This window comes from Herbaspirillum autotrophicum, assembly GCF_001189915.1.
GTDB classification, from domain to species: Bacteria; Pseudomonadota; Gammaproteobacteria; order Burkholderiales; family Burkholderiaceae_D; genus Herbaspirillum; species Herbaspirillum autotrophicum.
Genome location: NZ_LFLS01000014.1, coordinates 99,824 through 113,621, shown reverse-complemented (window position 1 = coordinate 113,621; position 13,798 = coordinate 99,824). Strand labels below are relative to the sequence as shown.

The window sequence follows — 13,798 nt, the reverse complement described above, 5'->3', positions numbered from 1 at the left end:
CTTCGATGCAGTGATTGGACGCAGTAGTAGATGCAGTAGTAGATGCAGTAGTGGACGCAGTTAACGGACTTATTCTGAAGGAGATCAACATGCAACTCTGGAGCGATTCATTCAAGGATGGCGCCGCGATTCCCGGCACCTTCGCCTTTGCCGTTCCCGATGCGGCCAGTCATGTACGGCTGTCGGCCAACCGCAATCCGCATCTGGCATGGAGCGACGTGCCGGCCGGCGCCGAATCGCTGGTATTGCTGTGCTGCGACCCCGACGTGCCGTCGCGCGGCGATGACGTCAATCAGCAAGGACGCAGTGTTCCGGCCGATTTGCCGCGGGTGGATTTCTATCACTGGAGCCTGTTCGATATCGCGCCAACGGCAACCACCATTGGCGCCGGTCAGTTCAGCGATGGCGTCACGCCGCGCGGCAAAAGCGGTCCCGATATCACTGGCAATCCTTTGCCCGGCGCGCGTCATGGCATCAATGACTACACCGGCTGGTTTGCCGGCGACGCCGCGATGGCCGGTGATTACTTTGGCTACGACGGTCCGTGTCCGCCATGGAATGATGCCATCGTGCATCACTACGTTTTCACGCTGTATGCGCTGGATGTCGCTACGCTGCCGTTGTCGGCCAAGCCATCCGGCGCCGCAGTGAAGGCAGCGTTGCAGCAGCATGTGCTGGCGCAAGCCAGTGTGACCGGTCTGTATTCGCTCAATCCGGCGCTTGCTTTCAACCATGTTGCATGAGCGCCATGACTGAAATTCTGGTGATCCGTCACGGCGAAACAGACTGGAATGTCGACAAGCGCTTGCAGGGACATACCGACATCGGCTTGAATCAGGCTGGCCAGCGCCAGGCGCAGGCGCTGGCGCGTTCGCTGGAAAATGAGCAACTCGACGCCATCTTTGCCAGCGATTTGCAGCGTGCCCGCGATACTGCGCAGGCAGTTGCAGATGTGCAGGATTTGCCGGTACAGATTGAAGTCGCTTTGCGTGAACGCTGCTATGGCGGCTTTGAGGGTTTGCGGCATGTCGAGATCGAGCAGCGCTATCCGCTCGATTTCGCTGCGTGGCGCGCGCGTGCTCCGGATGTGCGTTATCCGGCCGGCGAGCGTATTGCGGAAACCATGCGTGAATTTTCCGCGCGTGCCGTCGGAGCCGTGACCGCGCTGGCGCGGCAGGCGGCGGCGCGCGGCCAGCAACGCATCGCGGTGGTCACCCATGGCGGCGTGCTGGAATGCCTGCACCGCTGGTCGCAACGCACCAGCTTTGCGGTGGAGCGCGATTTCGACATCTTCAATGCCAGCATCAATCGCATGCGCTGGGATGGTGAACATCTGCACCTGACGCAATGGGGCGATGTACGACATTTGAATGCAGCGGTGCTGGACGAAGTGGATCGCTGAACGCGGCATCGTTATCCGGTGTTTCTGCACGGTCGAATATTGTGTAGAAAATTTACTTTTTGTCAGGTGCTAAATGACGACGCCGGGCCGCGCCTTGATGTTTTTTCTGCTGTCATGCGGCGTCGTTGCCGAGCTCGCCAAACGCCGGGCAACGCTGCTGCAGAGTGCCTCCGGCGCCGATGCACTACAGCGTTTGACGTGGTTTTGCCCGCATTTTATTGTTCGTCTGGCAACTTTATGGCGGCTGTGCGTTGCAAAATGGATTCTTGTTGGGCGCGGTCGGCAATCGCGTTAGAATAGCGCCCTTCCCCCGCATTTCCCTGATAACCCGTGAACATAGGCCCTTATTCCCTGCGCAATAATGTGTTCGTTGCTCCTATGGCAGGGGTGACCGACCGACCGTTCCGTCAACTGTGCAAGCAGTTGGGCGCGGGTTATGCCGTCTCGGAAATGGCGGCGTCGGATCCGCGTTTGTGGCAAAGCGAAAAGACCTCGCGGCGCACCAATCACGATGGCGAGATGGAACCGAAAGCGGTGCAGATTGCCGGTGCCGATCCCACCATGCTGGCCGATTGTGCGCGTCACAATGTCGAGCGCGGGGCACAGATCATCGACATCAACATGGGTTGTCCGGTCAAGAAGGTGTGCAACAGCTGGTGCGGTTCGGCCTTGTTGCAAAATGAAAAGCTGGTAGGCCGGATTCTCGATGCAGTGGTACGCGCAGTGGACGTGCCGGTGACGCTCAAGTTTCGGACCGGCTGGAATCGCGAAAACAAGAATGCGCTGACCATTGCCGCCATGGCCGAGCAAAGCGGCATTGCCATGCTGACCTTGCACGGTCGCACCCGGGCCGACGGCTACAGCGGCATGGCCGAGTACGAAACGATTGCTGCGGTGAAAGCGGCGGTTGGCATTCCGGTGGTCGCCAATGGCGATATCACGACGCCGTTGCAGGCGCGTCATGTGCTGGCAGTGACCGGCGCCGATGCCATCATGGTCGGACGCGCAGCGCAGGGACGGCCATGGATTTTTCGCGAAATCGATCACTTTCTGCAGACCGGCGACTATTTGCCGGCGCCGCTGGTGAGCGAAGTGAACCTGCTGATGCTGGAACACTTGCAGGCCCATTACGCGTTCTACGGCGATTACCTGGGTGTGCGGACGGCGCGCAAGCATATCGGTTGGTATGTGCGCGACTTGCCGGGCGGCGAAGCATTTCGCCAGCGCATGAACAGAATTGAAGATTGTCAGTTGCAGCTGGATGCGGTTCAGGCTTTCTTCGAATCGCAGGCGGCGTATGGCGAGCGGTTACAATACGGGTTTTCCGACGAGGCGCTGGCAGCATAGCCTGCGCCCACGGCGGTGTGACGTTATCAGACGCACGCTGCCGTTGCCGGTGACCTATTTATCAACATCTGAAGAAAAATAGAAGCAGCACGTAATGAGTAAAGAACGTATCGAGGATGCCGTCAAAAAAAGCCTGGAAAAATATTTCAAGGATTTGGGCGAACAACAGCCATCCAATGTCTATGACATGGTGGTGTCGACAGTCGAAAAACCGATTTTCGAAGCGGTGATGGCGCGCGCCGACGGCAATCAGTCACAGGCAGCAGAAATTCTCGGCATCAATCGCAATACCTTGCGCAAGAAATTGCAGCAGCACGGCTTGTTGTAGTTTTTCCATTTCGCGACGCCACTGCCGGTCCTGGTCGTTGCCCCCTTCATTCACTTGCACGCATTGCCCATCATGATCAAACAAGCACTTATCTCTGTTTCCGATAAAGCCGGCGTCCTTGAGTTCGCCCGGGCGCTGTCCGGCCTCGGCGTCAACATCCTGTCTACCGGCGGCACCGCCAAACTGCTCGCCGACAATGGCGTCAAGGTGACGGAAGTGGCCGATTACACCGGCTTCCCGGAAATGCTCGATGGGCGTGTCAAGACCTTGCACCCGAAAGTGCACGGCGGCATTCTGGCGCGGCGCGATTTTCCGGAGCACGTTGCTGCTCTGGAACAGCACGGCATTCCGGTCATCGACATGGTGGTGGTGAATCTGTATCCGTTCCAGCAGACCGTGGCCAAGGATGAATGCGCGCTGGAAGACGCGATCGAGAACATCGATATCGGCGGCCCGGCCATGTTGCGTTCGTCGGCCAAGAATCACAAGGACGTGATCGTGATCTGCGATCCGTCCGACTACAGCGGCGTGCTGGCTGATCTGCAATCGGCAGCAGGCGATCTGAACTATGAAAAGCGTTTCGCGCTGGCCAAGAAAGTATTTGCCCATACCGCGCAATACGACGGTGCCATCACCAATTATTTCACTGCGCTCGGTGAAGACAAGCAACACGCGACCCGCAGTGCTTATCCGGAAACCCTGAATCTGCATTTCGAAAAAGTGCAAGACATGCGCTACGGCGAAAACCCGCATCAGTCGGCGGCGTTCTATCGCGACGTCAAGCAGATCGATGGCGCGCTGGCCAGCTATACCCAGTTGCAGGGCAAGGAATTGTCATACAACAATATCGCGGACGCGGATGCGGCGTGGGAATGCGTCAAGACTTTTGACGAAGTGACCTGCGTCATCGTCAAGCATGCCAATCCATGCGGCGTGGCCATCGGCGCCAACCCGCTGGAAGCGTATTCCAAGGCGTTGCAGACGGACCCGACTTCTGCCTTCGGCGGCATCATCGCGTTCAACCGCGAACTCGACGGCGCGGCTGCCGAAGCCGTGGCCAAGCAATTCGTTGAAGTCTTGATTGCGCCGGCGTTCTCGGCCAAGGCACGCGAGATTTTTGCGGCCAAACAAAATGTCCGTTTGCTGGAAATTCCGCTCGGCAAGGGTCTCAACGCCTATGACTTCAAACGTGTCGGCGGTGGTTTGCTGGTGCAATCGCCGGACGCCAGGAACGTATTGGTGGCCGACGCCAAAGTGGTCAGCAAGAAGCAACCGACACCACAGCAATTGCAAGATCTGATGTTCGCCTGGCGCGTCGCCAAGTTCGTCAAGTCGAACGCGATCGTGTTCTGCGGCAATGGCATGACACTCGGTGTCGGCGCCGGCCAGATGAGCCGTATCGACTCCGCCCGCATCGCTTCGATCAAGGCCCAGAACGCCGGTCTGACGCTGGCCGGTTCGGCCGTGGCGTCGGATGCCTTCTTCCCGTTCCGCGACGGCCTCGACGTGGTAGTGGCAGCAGGTGCGACGTGCGTGATTCATCCGGGCGGTTCAATGCGCGATCAGGAAGTGATCGATGCAGCCGACGAACAAGGCGTGGTCATGCTGTTGACCGGTACCCGTCACTTCCGTCACTGATCATTCACATGCAATACCGGCTGATACATTGCCATGCATCAGCCGGGGTGAGCAGGATTCGTATAGACTGCCACCTATGAAAATCCTCGGCATTGACCCGGGCTTGCGCACTACCGGTTTCGGTGTGATTCACAAGCAGGGCAACAAACTCACTTATATCGCCTCCGGCACCATCAAGACGCCGGACGCCGATTTGCCGTTGCGGCTCAAAACCATTCTCGCCAGCGTTTCCGAAGTTATCGCAACCTATGCGCCGGATTGTGCTGCCATCGAAAAAGTATTCGTCAACGTCAATCCGCAATCGACGCTGTTGCTGGGGCAAGCCCGGGGCGCCGCGATTTGTGCGCTGGTGCAGGCTGATCTGACGGTGGCCGAATACACTGCGCTGCAAGTCAAGCAAGCCGTGGTCGGTCACGGCAAGGCACAAAAAAGTCAGGTGCAGGATATGGTGCAGCGTTTGCTGAGCCTGTCCGGCATGCCCGGCACCGATGCCGCCGATGCGCTGGGCGTGGCGATTTGCCATGCCCACAGCGGCGAAGCCTTGAGCGCCTTGAGCGCGCTGGCACCGGGACTGGCCAAGCGCGGCTTGCGGGTGCGCGGCGGCCGCCTGGTCGGCTGATTGCTGATCAGGCTTTGGCCGGGCGCAGCAGCCGCACCAGACGTTGTACCGCGCTGACCAATACCAATACCGCAGCGCCGGCCACTACCCCGAACAGCGCATCCAGAATCGAGGGCCCGATTACGGCCAGCACCGGGCCGATGCCGGCAACGGTTGCCATGCCCTGGGTCAGACCGGTAATCATGTGATGTGCCGCCGGCCAGCCATGCGTCAGGATGCCGCCACCGACCATGAACATGGCGACCGTGCCGATCACGGTCAGACTCTTCATCATGTACGGTGCGGCCACCAGAATGGCGCGGCCGATTTTCTTTTGCAGCGAACCGAACCAGCTGTCGCCGCCGTTTTTCAGCAGATATAAACCGCCGTCATCGAGTTTGACGATACCGGCCACGACGCCGTAGACACCGACGGTCATGATCAGCGCGATGCCGGTCAGCACGATGATCTGTTGCTGCAATGGCGCAGCGGCAACGGTGCCGAGCGTGATGGCAATGATTTCGGCGGAGAGGATGAAGTCGGTGCGGATCGCGCCCTTGATTTTGTCTTGTTCGAACGCGGCCCGGTCGGTGCCGGCGGCGGTTGCCGTTTCCTGCGCAGGAGCATGTCCGGCGCTATAGTCGCCATGGGGCAAGAACTTGTGCGCCAGCTTTTCGAAACCTTCGAAGCAGAGAAAGGCGCCGCCCAGCATCAGCAGCGGTGTCACTGCCCACGGCGCGAAAGCGCTGATCAGCAATGCCGCCGGTACCAGAATCGCCTTGTTCTTGAGCGAACCGACGGCCACCGCCCACACCACCGGCAATTCACGATCGGCATTGACGCCGCTGACTTGCTGCGCATTGAGGGCCAGATCATCGCCGAGCACACCGGCAGTTTTCTTGGCGGCAACCTTGGTCATGACCGATACGTCGTCGAGGATGCTGGCGATATCATCGATTAAAGCGAAAAAACTGCTGCCTGCCACGATAGGTTTCCTTGGAGTAATGGAGTGTTGGTATCAATGCGCACGGTGTGCGGACGTCGCAGACAGTAACGCGTCGGCAGGCGTAACGCAATATTTGCAGCAGCTGCAACTACTGTTTATACGAACAGTACTGTATCATTCCGTCATTATCTTCCTGCGCCAGCCATCATGATCGGTCGTCTCTCCGGAATCCTGCTCGAAAAAAATCCTCCTCAGTTGCTGATTGATTGCGGCGGTGTCGGTTATGAAGTCGCGGTGCCGATGAGCACGTTTTACAATTTGCCGTCACTGGGCGACAAGGTGAGCTTGCTGACGCATCTGATCGTGCGCGAAGATGCTCATGTGCTGTATGGCTTCAGCAGCGCCGAGGAACGCAATGGTTTCAAGGAGCTGATCAAGATTTCCGGCGTGGGCGCGCGGACTGCGCTGGCGATTCTGTCGGGCATGTCGCTGAGCGATCTGGCGCAAGCCGTGACCTTGCAGGAAGCCGGTCGCCTGACCAAGGTGCCGGGCATCGGCAAGAAAACCGCCGAACGCCTGCTGCTGGAACTCAAGGGCAAGCTGGGTGCGGATCTTGGCGCCACCGGCGGCATCGTTCATCACGACACCACTTCAGATATTCTCAATGCCCTGCTGGCGCTCGGCTATTCCGACAAAGAAGCCAGCCTGGCGCTCAAGCAGGTACCGGCCGATACCACCGTATCGGAAGGCATCAAGCTGGCGCTGAAGGCATTGTCCAAAGCATAAGGCAGGTCCACCATGAGTATCCAGACCGACGATTTTTCCGAACAGCGCATCATTGCGGCGACGCCGGCTTCGGCCAACGAGGAAGCGCTGGAGCGGGCCTTGCGTCCCAAGCAACTGGATGAATATGTCGGCCAGGAAAAAATCCGCGACCAGTTGCAGATTTTCATCACCGCCGCGCGTCAGCGCCACGAAGCGCTTGATCACACCTTGTTGTTCGGTCCGCCCGGTCTCGGCAAAACCACGCTGGCGCATATCATTGCCCGCGAAATGGGCGTCAATCTGCGGCAAACCTCGGGTCCGGTGCTGGAACGCGCCGGCGATCTGGCGGCGCTGCTGACCAATCTGGAAGCCAACGACGTCTTGTTCATCGATGAAATTCACCGCCTGTCGCCGGTAGTGGAGGAAATCCTGTACCCGGCGCTGGAAGATTATCAAATCGATATCATGATCGGCGAAGGACCGGCAGCGCGCTCGGTACGACTCGATCTGCAACCATTCACGCTGGTCGGCGCCACCACCCGCGCCGGCATGCTGACCAATCCGCTGCGCGATCGTTTCGGCATCGTTGCCCGCCTGGAATTTTATACGCCGAAAGAATTGGCGCGGATTGTCACGCGCAGTGCCAGCTTGCTCAATGCGCCAATGGATGAAGAGGGCGCACTCGAAATTGCCAAGCGCAGTCGCGGTACGCCGCGTATCGCCAACCGTTTGCTGCGCCGGGTGCGCGACTATGCCGAGGTCAAGGGCAATGGTGCGATTACCAAGAAAATGGCCGACGCTGCACTGGTCATGCTGGATGTGGATCCGGTCGGGTTCGACCTGATGGACCGCAAGCTGCTGGAAGCCGTCTTGTTCAAATTCAACGGCGGACCGGTCGGTCTCGATAATCTGGCGGCCGCCATTGGCGAAGAACGCGACACGATTGAAGATGTGCTGGAGCCGTATCTGATTCAGCAAGGATATCTGCAACGTACACCGCGCGGCCGGATTGCCACGCCGCTGGCGTATACGCACTTCGGCGTCACGGCGCCGCGCAGCAGTCCGATGGGTGATCTGTGGGGCGGCTGATCCGGTCCTGCATGCCTCGCGGCAATCAGGTTGCGCTGTCAGATTGACAAAATTCGACGGTTTGTTTCGATAGTCATTTCGCTGTTTATCAATTGTTTTCATCAAATGAGTTCTTCTTTCCGCTTGTGCAAAAACTAATCGTCATTGACAATGGATAGATATTCACTATCCTCCGCGCAAAGTCCCATGCTTATGTCCAGCCAGGCCAGCCGCTACGCACATCAGTTGTTGGATGCGCGTGCAAACTCCCGGCTGCTGCCGCTGCTTTCCCAGTCTCAGCCTTTATCGATTGATGACGCGTACGATATTGCACGCTGTATTCTGGATGCGCGCGTAGCGCAAGGCGAACAACCGATTGGTCGCAAGATCGGTTTCAGTGTGCGCAAGACCTGGGATAAATATGGCGTCACCGACGATGTGCGTACGCCAATCTGGGCCCATATTTTCGACAGCACGGTGCGCTACGCCGATGACGATCACGGCACGCAAAGTCTGACCGGCGCGGTGCAGCCACGGATTGAACCGGAGATTGTATTCAAGCTCGGCAAAACGCCGGCGCCTGATGCTTCGATGGATGAGCTGGCTGACTGTATCGAGTGGATGGCACATGGTTTTGAAATCGTGGCCTGTCCGTTTGCCAACTGGGAATTCACTGTCGCCGATTCGATTGCCGCCTTCGGTCTGCACGGTACGCTGATCATCGGCGAGCCGCATGTGCTGTCGTCGGCAACTCGTCACAATCTGGCACAGATATTGGCCAATGCCAGCATCTCCTTATCCAGCAGTACCGACAGCAACGGTACCTTGCGCGCCGCCGGCTTCTGCAACGACGTGCTCGACAGCCCGCTGCATGCGCTGTGGCATTTGCACAAACTGTTGCAACAGCAGCCGCAATTCAGTCCGCTGCATGCCGGCGAAATCATCACCACAGGTACCTGGACCGACGCTTATCCGATTGAGCCGGGACAAACCTGGATCACTGCGTTTTCGGGCGTCGGGCTGCATGGTCTGACTGTGTCATTTGTCTGATACTGAAACCGATCCACCGGAAAATCCGCCGCCCTGCGATATCAAGATCTGGGTAGATGCCGATGCCTGTCCCGGCCCGGTCAAGGAAATCCTGTTTCGTCTGGCTGACCGCGCGCAATTGCCGGTCACGCTGGTCGCCAATCATTTCCTGCGCACGCCGGGCTCGCGCTATATCAAGAGCATCGTGGTGCCGGCCGGATTCGATGTGGCCGACAATGAAATCGTCAAGCTGCTGCGCGCCGGCGACCTGGTGATTACTGCCGATATTCCACTGGCAGCGGAAGTCCTGGCCAAGGGCGCGGCAGCGCTCAATCCACGCGGTGAGATGTATACCAAGGACAATATCCAGGAAGCCCTGAGCATGCGCAAACTGATGGAAGAGTTGCGCGCCAGCGGTATCGAAACCGGCGGCCCGGCCGGATTCAGCCAGAATGACAGCCATGCTTTTGCGCGCCAGATCGATCGCTGGTTGCAGCAGCAAAAGCAAGCGCAACTGTTTCGTCCTCGTCTGTCCTGAGCGTTTGAAATCCTGATCAGGGACGCTCCTCCTTACAAGTGTTAAGCTGTCTTTGTTGCGTCGCTGCTGCTTCTTGTCTGACGGAAACAGCTGGACGCAACCTTGATTAATCTGAAGAAGGAGTCCACATGAAATTCACACCTACCCTGTTGTCCCTGTGCCTGGCTGGCGGTATCGCATTCGCACCGATGGCACATGCCAAGGAAAGCGATGCAGCCAAGTACACCAGATACACGGCACAGGCAAAGATTTCACTGGCCGACGCGATTGCTAAGGCGAATGAAAAAGTAGCAGGCACACCAGTGGAAGCAGAGCTGGATCGTGATCGCGGTGTGATCGTGTTCAAGATCAAGATCTTGAACGAAAACCAATTGACCAAGGTATTGGTTGATCCGCAAACCGGCGCCATCATCAGCTCTTACGTTTCGCACTGATTGACAGGGTAACCGGCGAATTGCAAAGATGTGTCGCTGGCATCTTTGCGGTTCTGCATGGATGATCCGATCAGATACGGGCGGCACCAGGCCGTCGCAAAAAAACTTCCCGGATTTATTCTTCGCGCACCCAGACCTGGGTCCTGCCGAGCATCGGCATGCCGATATAGCCGCGCACATTCAGTTTCTTGCCACCGTCCAGCACGGTCAGTTTGCTTTTGTACAGTTTGCCGTTGGCCGGGTCGAGGATTTGGCCGCCGTTGTATTCGTCGCCGTCTTTCTTCAGACCGGACAGAATGGTCATGCCGACAATCGGCTGATCTTTCAGCGCACCTTCGCACTTTTCACATTTCGGATTTTGAGCTTCCTCGGCCGGGCGGAACAGTTTTTCTATTTTTCCCTTGAGTTCGCCATCGGCTTCCGTGATCCGGATCAGGGCCTTGGGCTTGCCGCTGGCATCGTCGATATTTTTCCACAAGCCGACCGGCGAACCATCGGCCCAGGCCTGTACTGCGGTCATGCACAAGATGATGCCGCTGGCGGCGATCCATTTTTTCATGATGTCTCCTCTCGTTATGCCGACCGGTATGGCCGTGTGATTTCGGAGTCTAACGCGATTTTCGATAAAAAGCACGATTGTTCTAATTTGCGAACGCAGCATGAAAAAAGCACGCGGCAAATCACGCTCGGGGCAGTCAGGAGGAAGGGAGTACTACGGAAATACGGCAACCGGAACCGTCCTCCGGGCGGAGGACGGTCAATCACGCAGAACGGTGATTACTTCAGCTTGGCGAGTTGCTCTTGCAACTTGATGACAGTGGCGTTGAAATTGGCGAGGCGCTCTTTTTCTTGCGCAACCACCTGTTCCGGCGCGCGGGCGACGAAACTTTCATTCGACAGCTTGCCGTTGGCCTTGGCGATTTCACCGGTAATACGGGTGATTTCCTTGGTCATGCGTTCGCGTTCGGCGGCCACGTCGATTTCCACCTTGAGCATCAGCTTGACGTTGCCGACAATTGCCACCGGTGCCGGCGATTCCGGCAAGGCCGTCACCACATTGGCTTCCGACAGCTTCACCAGCGCTTGCAGATACGGCAGGAAGGACTGGATCTCGGCCTGTGCATCGGCACCGGCTTCAACGATCAGCGGCACGCGCAGCGCCGGCGACAATTGCATTTCACCACGCAGATTGCGGCAGGCATCGGTCAGGGTCTTGAACTGCGTCATCCAGGCTTCCGCTTCTTCGTCGATCTTGTCGAGCTGCGGCTGTGGATAGGCTTGACGCATGATCGAATCACCGGCCGGATCAAGCTTCTTGTCGGTCAGTGGCGCCACGCTTTGCCACAAGGCTTCGGTGACGAACGGCAATACCGGATGCGCCAGACGCAGCACCGTTTCCAGCACGCGCAGCAGGGTGCGGCGGGTAGCGCGCTGTTCGGCTTCGTTGCCGGTCTGGATCTGGACCTTGGCCACTTCCAGATACCAGTCGCAGTATTCATCCCAGACAAACTTGTAGATGGCGGAAGCGATATTGTCGAAACGATAATCGGCGAAACCCTTTTCCACTTCGGCTTCGGTCCGCTGCAGCAAGGAAACGATCCAGCGATCCGCTTTCGAGAATTGCAGTTGCTCCTTGTCGCAGACGCCGGCCACGTGGCCTTCGAAACCGCAATCCTTGCCTTCGGTATTCATCAGCACGAAGCGGGTGGCGTTCCACAACTTGTTGCAGAAATTGCGATAACCCTCGCAACGGCCGAGATCGAAGTTGATATTGCGGCCCAGCGTTGCCAGCGAGGCAAACGTGAAGCGCAGCGCATCGGTGCCGAACGCCGGAATGCCATCGGCAAATTCCTTGCGGGTGGCTTTTTCGATGCTGGCAGCCTGCTTCGGATTCATCAGACCGGCGGTACGCTTGGCTACCAGCGAATCGACATCGATGCCATCGATCAGATCGATAGGGTCGAGCGTATTGCCCTTCGACTTCGACATCTTCTGGCCGCTGGCATCGCGTACCAGGCCATGCACGTACACGGTCTTGAACGGTACCTGCCCGGTGAAGTGAGTGGTCATCATGACCATGCGGGCGACCCAGAAGAAGATGATGTCGAAGCCGGTCACCAGCACCGACGACGGCAGGAACATCTTGTAGTCCGGGGTTTCTTCCGGCCAGCCCAAGGTCGAGAACGGCACCAGCGCCGACGAGAACCAGGTATCGAGCACGTCGTTGTCACGGTGCACGGCCTTGCCGCCGGCTTGCGCCTTGGCATCTTCTTCGTTGCGTGCGACGTAGATATTGCCGGCATCGTCATACCATGCCGGAATCTGATGACCCCACCACAGTTGACGTGAAATACACCAGTCCTGAATATTGTTGAGCCACTGGTTATAGGTGTTGTTCCAGTTTTCCGGAATCAGCTTGATCTCGCCATTGGCCACTTTTTCCAGCGCCACTTCGGCAATCGACTTGCCGGGGAAGTGTGTACCTTCCGGCGCCGGTTTGCTCATGGCGACAAACCACTGATCCGTCAGCATCGGTTCAATCACCACCCCGGTACGGTCGCCGCGCGGCACCATCAGCTTGTGCGGCTTGACCAGCTCCAGCAGGCCCAGGGCGTCGAGATCGGCGACGATCTGCTTGCGCGCCTCGAAGCGGTCCAGACCCTGATATTTGGCCGGGCCGTTTTCATTGACCTTGGCATCGAGCGTGAAGATGCTGATCTTGTCCAGATTGTGACGCTGACCGACGGCGTAATCGTTGAAGTCGTGCGCCGGCGTGATCTTGACGCAGCCGGTACCGAATTCCTTGTCGACGTACTCATCCTTGATGATCGGGATGTCACGGTCGCACAATGGCAGCGACAATGTCTTGCCAACCAGATGCGCGTAGCGTTCGTCAGTCGGATCGACTGCCACGGCGACGTCGCCCAGCAAGGTTTCCGGACGGGTAGTGGCAACCGTGATGTGACCGCTGCCATCCGCCAGCGGATAACGGATATGCCACATCGAACCGTCTTCTTCTTCCGATACCACCTCGAGGTCGGAGACGGCGGTGCCCAGTACCGGATCCCAGTTGACCAGGCGCTTGCCGCGATAGATCAGGCCTTGCTGATACAGACGCACGAACACTTCGGTGACGGCGGTCGACATCTTCGGGTCCATCGTGAAGTATTCACGGTCCCAGTCAGTTGAGGCACCCATGCGGCGCATCTGGCCGGTAATCGTCGAGCCGGATTTTTCTTTCCATTCCCAGACCTTTTCCACGAATTTCTCGCGACCGAGGTCGTGGCGCGATATCTTTTGCGCATCCAGTTGTCGTTCGACAACGATCTGGGTGGCGATACCGGCGTGGTCAGTACCTGGAATCCAGGCAGTATTGAAGCCGCGCATGCGGTGATAGCGCGTCAACCCGTCCATGATGGTCTGGTTGAAGGCATGCCCCATGTGCAGGGTGCCGGTCACATTTGGCGGCGGCAACTGAATGCTGAATGCAGGTTTGTCGGCAGCAGTGGTGGCCGCGAAATAACCGCGCTTTTCCCACTCCTCGCGCCAGAATTTTTCAATATCGGCAGGCTCGAACGACTTGGCTAATTCCATGATTTGACGTGTGTTTTTGCGAAACCGTCCATTATAGAGGAGTCGCTGCCAAAACCAATGGAGGGGCGGAAATTGACTATAAATATGTGTACTTTCGGACAAGAATATTTG

14 protein-coding genes are annotated in these 13,798 nt (G+C 57.9%); 11 read left to right on the top strand and 3 right to left on the bottom strand.

The annotated features are described in order from the left end of the window. Window positions 1-89: 89 nt before the first annotated feature. From AKL27_RS12850 to ruvC, 6 genes are all read left to right on the top strand, one after another. Window positions 90-743: a YbhB/YbcL family Raf kinase inhibitor-like protein gene (locus tag AKL27_RS12850; RefSeq protein ID WP_050463224.1), complete on the top strand. Its 654-nt coding sequence runs from the start codon at window positions 90-92 to the stop codon at window positions 741-743. A 5-nt stretch (window positions 744-748) separates the two neighbouring features. After that, complete coding sequence (locus AKL27_RS12845) at window positions 749-1,402, top strand: histidine phosphatase family protein (protein ID WP_050463257.1); 654 nt, start codon at window positions 749-751, stop codon at window positions 1,400-1,402. 330 nt (window positions 1,403-1,732) lie between these two features. Then, on the top strand, window positions 1,733-2,749 hold the full coding sequence (gene dusB / locus AKL27_RS12835; protein ID WP_050463222.1) for a tRNA dihydrouridine synthase DusB: 1,017 nt from the start codon (window positions 1,733-1,735) through the stop codon (window positions 2,747-2,749). 94 nt (window positions 2,750-2,843) lie between these two features. Further along, complete coding sequence (locus tag AKL27_RS12830; RefSeq protein ID WP_050463221.1) at window positions 2,844-3,077, top strand: Fis family transcriptional regulator; 234 nt, start codon at window positions 2,844-2,846, stop codon at window positions 3,075-3,077. 72 nt (window positions 3,078-3,149) lie between these two features. Continuing rightward, on the top strand, window positions 3,150-4,715 hold the full coding sequence (gene purH, locus AKL27_RS12825; protein ID WP_050463256.1) for a bifunctional phosphoribosylaminoimidazolecarboxamide formyltransferase/IMP cyclohydrolase: 1,566 nt from the start codon (window positions 3,150-3,152) through the stop codon (window positions 4,713-4,715). A gap of 76 nt (window positions 4,716-4,791) precedes the next feature. Further along, complete coding sequence (ruvC, locus tag AKL27_RS12820; RefSeq protein ID WP_050463220.1) at window positions 4,792-5,334, top strand: crossover junction endodeoxyribonuclease RuvC; 543 nt, start codon at window positions 4,792-4,794, stop codon at window positions 5,332-5,334. Window positions 5,335-5,341: 7 nt separating this feature from the next. Here the strand turns inward: ruvC and AKL27_RS12815 are convergent, their stop codons facing one another. Then, a complete protein-coding gene (locus AKL27_RS12815) occupies window positions 5,342-6,298 on the bottom strand; it encodes a DUF808 domain-containing protein (RefSeq protein ID WP_050463219.1) in 957 nt (318 codons plus the stop codon). Between the two features lie 168 nt (window positions 6,299-6,466). On the opposite strand from AKL27_RS12815, the gene ruvA reads away from it, so the two are divergent. The 5 genes from ruvA to AKL27_RS12790 all read left to right on the top strand — a co-directional run bounded on the left by ruvA (window position 6,467) and on the right by AKL27_RS12790 (window position 10,093). After that, the gene (gene ruvA, locus AKL27_RS12810) at window positions 6,467-7,045 is read left to right on the top strand and encodes a Holliday junction branch migration protein RuvA (protein ID WP_050463218.1); all 579 of its coding nucleotides are present in this window, start codon (window positions 6,467-6,469) and stop codon (window positions 7,043-7,045) included. Between the two features lie 12 nt (window positions 7,046-7,057). Next, window positions 7,058-8,113, top strand: coding sequence for a Holliday junction branch migration DNA helicase RuvB (gene ruvB / locus AKL27_RS12805; RefSeq protein ID WP_050463217.1), 1,056 nt, complete (start codon window positions 7,058-7,060; stop codon window positions 8,111-8,113). 186 nt (window positions 8,114-8,299) lie between these two features. Beyond that, entirely contained in the window at window positions 8,300-9,142 is an 843-nt protein-coding gene (locus tag AKL27_RS12800) for a 2-keto-4-pentenoate hydratase (RefSeq protein WP_198155955.1), read from the top strand. Window positions 9,143-9,182: 40 nt separating this feature from the next. Next, window positions 9,183-9,659 carry a YaiI/YqxD family protein gene (locus AKL27_RS12795; protein ID WP_050463255.1) on the top strand — a complete coding sequence of 159 codons (477 nt, stop codon included), beginning with the start codon at window positions 9,183-9,185 and terminating at the stop codon, window positions 9,657-9,659. 128 nt (window positions 9,660-9,787) lie between these two features. After that, complete coding sequence (locus AKL27_RS12790) at window positions 9,788-10,093, top strand: PepSY domain-containing protein (protein WP_050463215.1); 306 nt, start codon at window positions 9,788-9,790, stop codon at window positions 10,091-10,093. A gap of 115 nt (window positions 10,094-10,208) precedes the next feature. Here the strand turns inward: AKL27_RS12790 and AKL27_RS12785 are convergent, their stop codons facing one another. Then, the gene (locus AKL27_RS12785; protein ID WP_050463214.1) at window positions 10,209-10,652 is read right to left on the bottom strand and encodes a DUF2147 domain-containing protein; all 444 of its coding nucleotides are present in this window, start codon (window positions 10,650-10,652) and stop codon (window positions 10,209-10,211) included. A gap of 218 nt (window positions 10,653-10,870) precedes the next feature. Continuing rightward, window positions 10,871-13,687: a valine--tRNA ligase gene (locus AKL27_RS12780; RefSeq protein ID WP_050463213.1), complete on the bottom strand. Its 2,817-nt coding sequence runs from the start codon at window positions 13,685-13,687 to the stop codon at window positions 10,871-10,873. Window positions 13,688-13,798: the final 111 nt, after the last annotated feature.

Excerpts from the sequence above, each read along its gene's own strand:
- AKL27_RS12800 (WP_198155955.1), top strand. The coding sequence starts at position 8,300 with ATGCTTATGTCCAGCCAGGCCAGCCGCTACGCACATCAGTTGTTGGAT.
- AKL27_RS12785 (WP_050463214.1), bottom strand. The coding sequence starts at position 10,652 with ATGAAAAAATGGATCGCCGCCAGCGGCATCATCTTGTGCATGACCGCA.
- AKL27_RS12780 (WP_050463213.1), bottom strand. The coding sequence starts at position 13,687 with ATGGAATTAGCCAAGTCGTTCGAGCCTGCCGATATTGAAAAATTCTGG.
- purH (WP_050463256.1), top strand. The coding sequence starts at position 3,150 with ATGATCAAACAAGCACTTATCTCTGTTTCCGATAAAGCCGGCGTCCTT.
- ruvA (WP_050463218.1), top strand. The coding sequence starts at position 6,467 with ATGATCGGTCGTCTCTCCGGAATCCTGCTCGAAAAAAATCCTCCTCAG.
- ruvC (WP_050463220.1), top strand. The coding sequence starts at position 4,792 with ATGAAAATCCTCGGCATTGACCCGGGCTTGCGCACTACCGGTTTCGGT.
- AKL27_RS12830 (WP_050463221.1), top strand. The coding sequence starts at position 2,844 with ATGAGTAAAGAACGTATCGAGGATGCCGTCAAAAAAAGCCTGGAAAAA.
- AKL27_RS12845 (WP_050463257.1), top strand. The coding sequence starts at position 749 with ATGACTGAAATTCTGGTGATCCGTCACGGCGAAACAGACTGGAATGTC.
- AKL27_RS12850 (WP_050463224.1), top strand. The coding sequence starts at position 90 with ATGCAACTCTGGAGCGATTCATTCAAGGATGGCGCCGCGATTCCCGGC.
- AKL27_RS12790 (WP_050463215.1), top strand. The coding sequence starts at position 9,788 with ATGAAATTCACACCTACCCTGTTGTCCCTGTGCCTGGCTGGCGGTATC.
- ruvB (WP_050463217.1), top strand. The coding sequence starts at position 7,058 with ATGAGTATCCAGACCGACGATTTTTCCGAACAGCGCATCATTGCGGCG.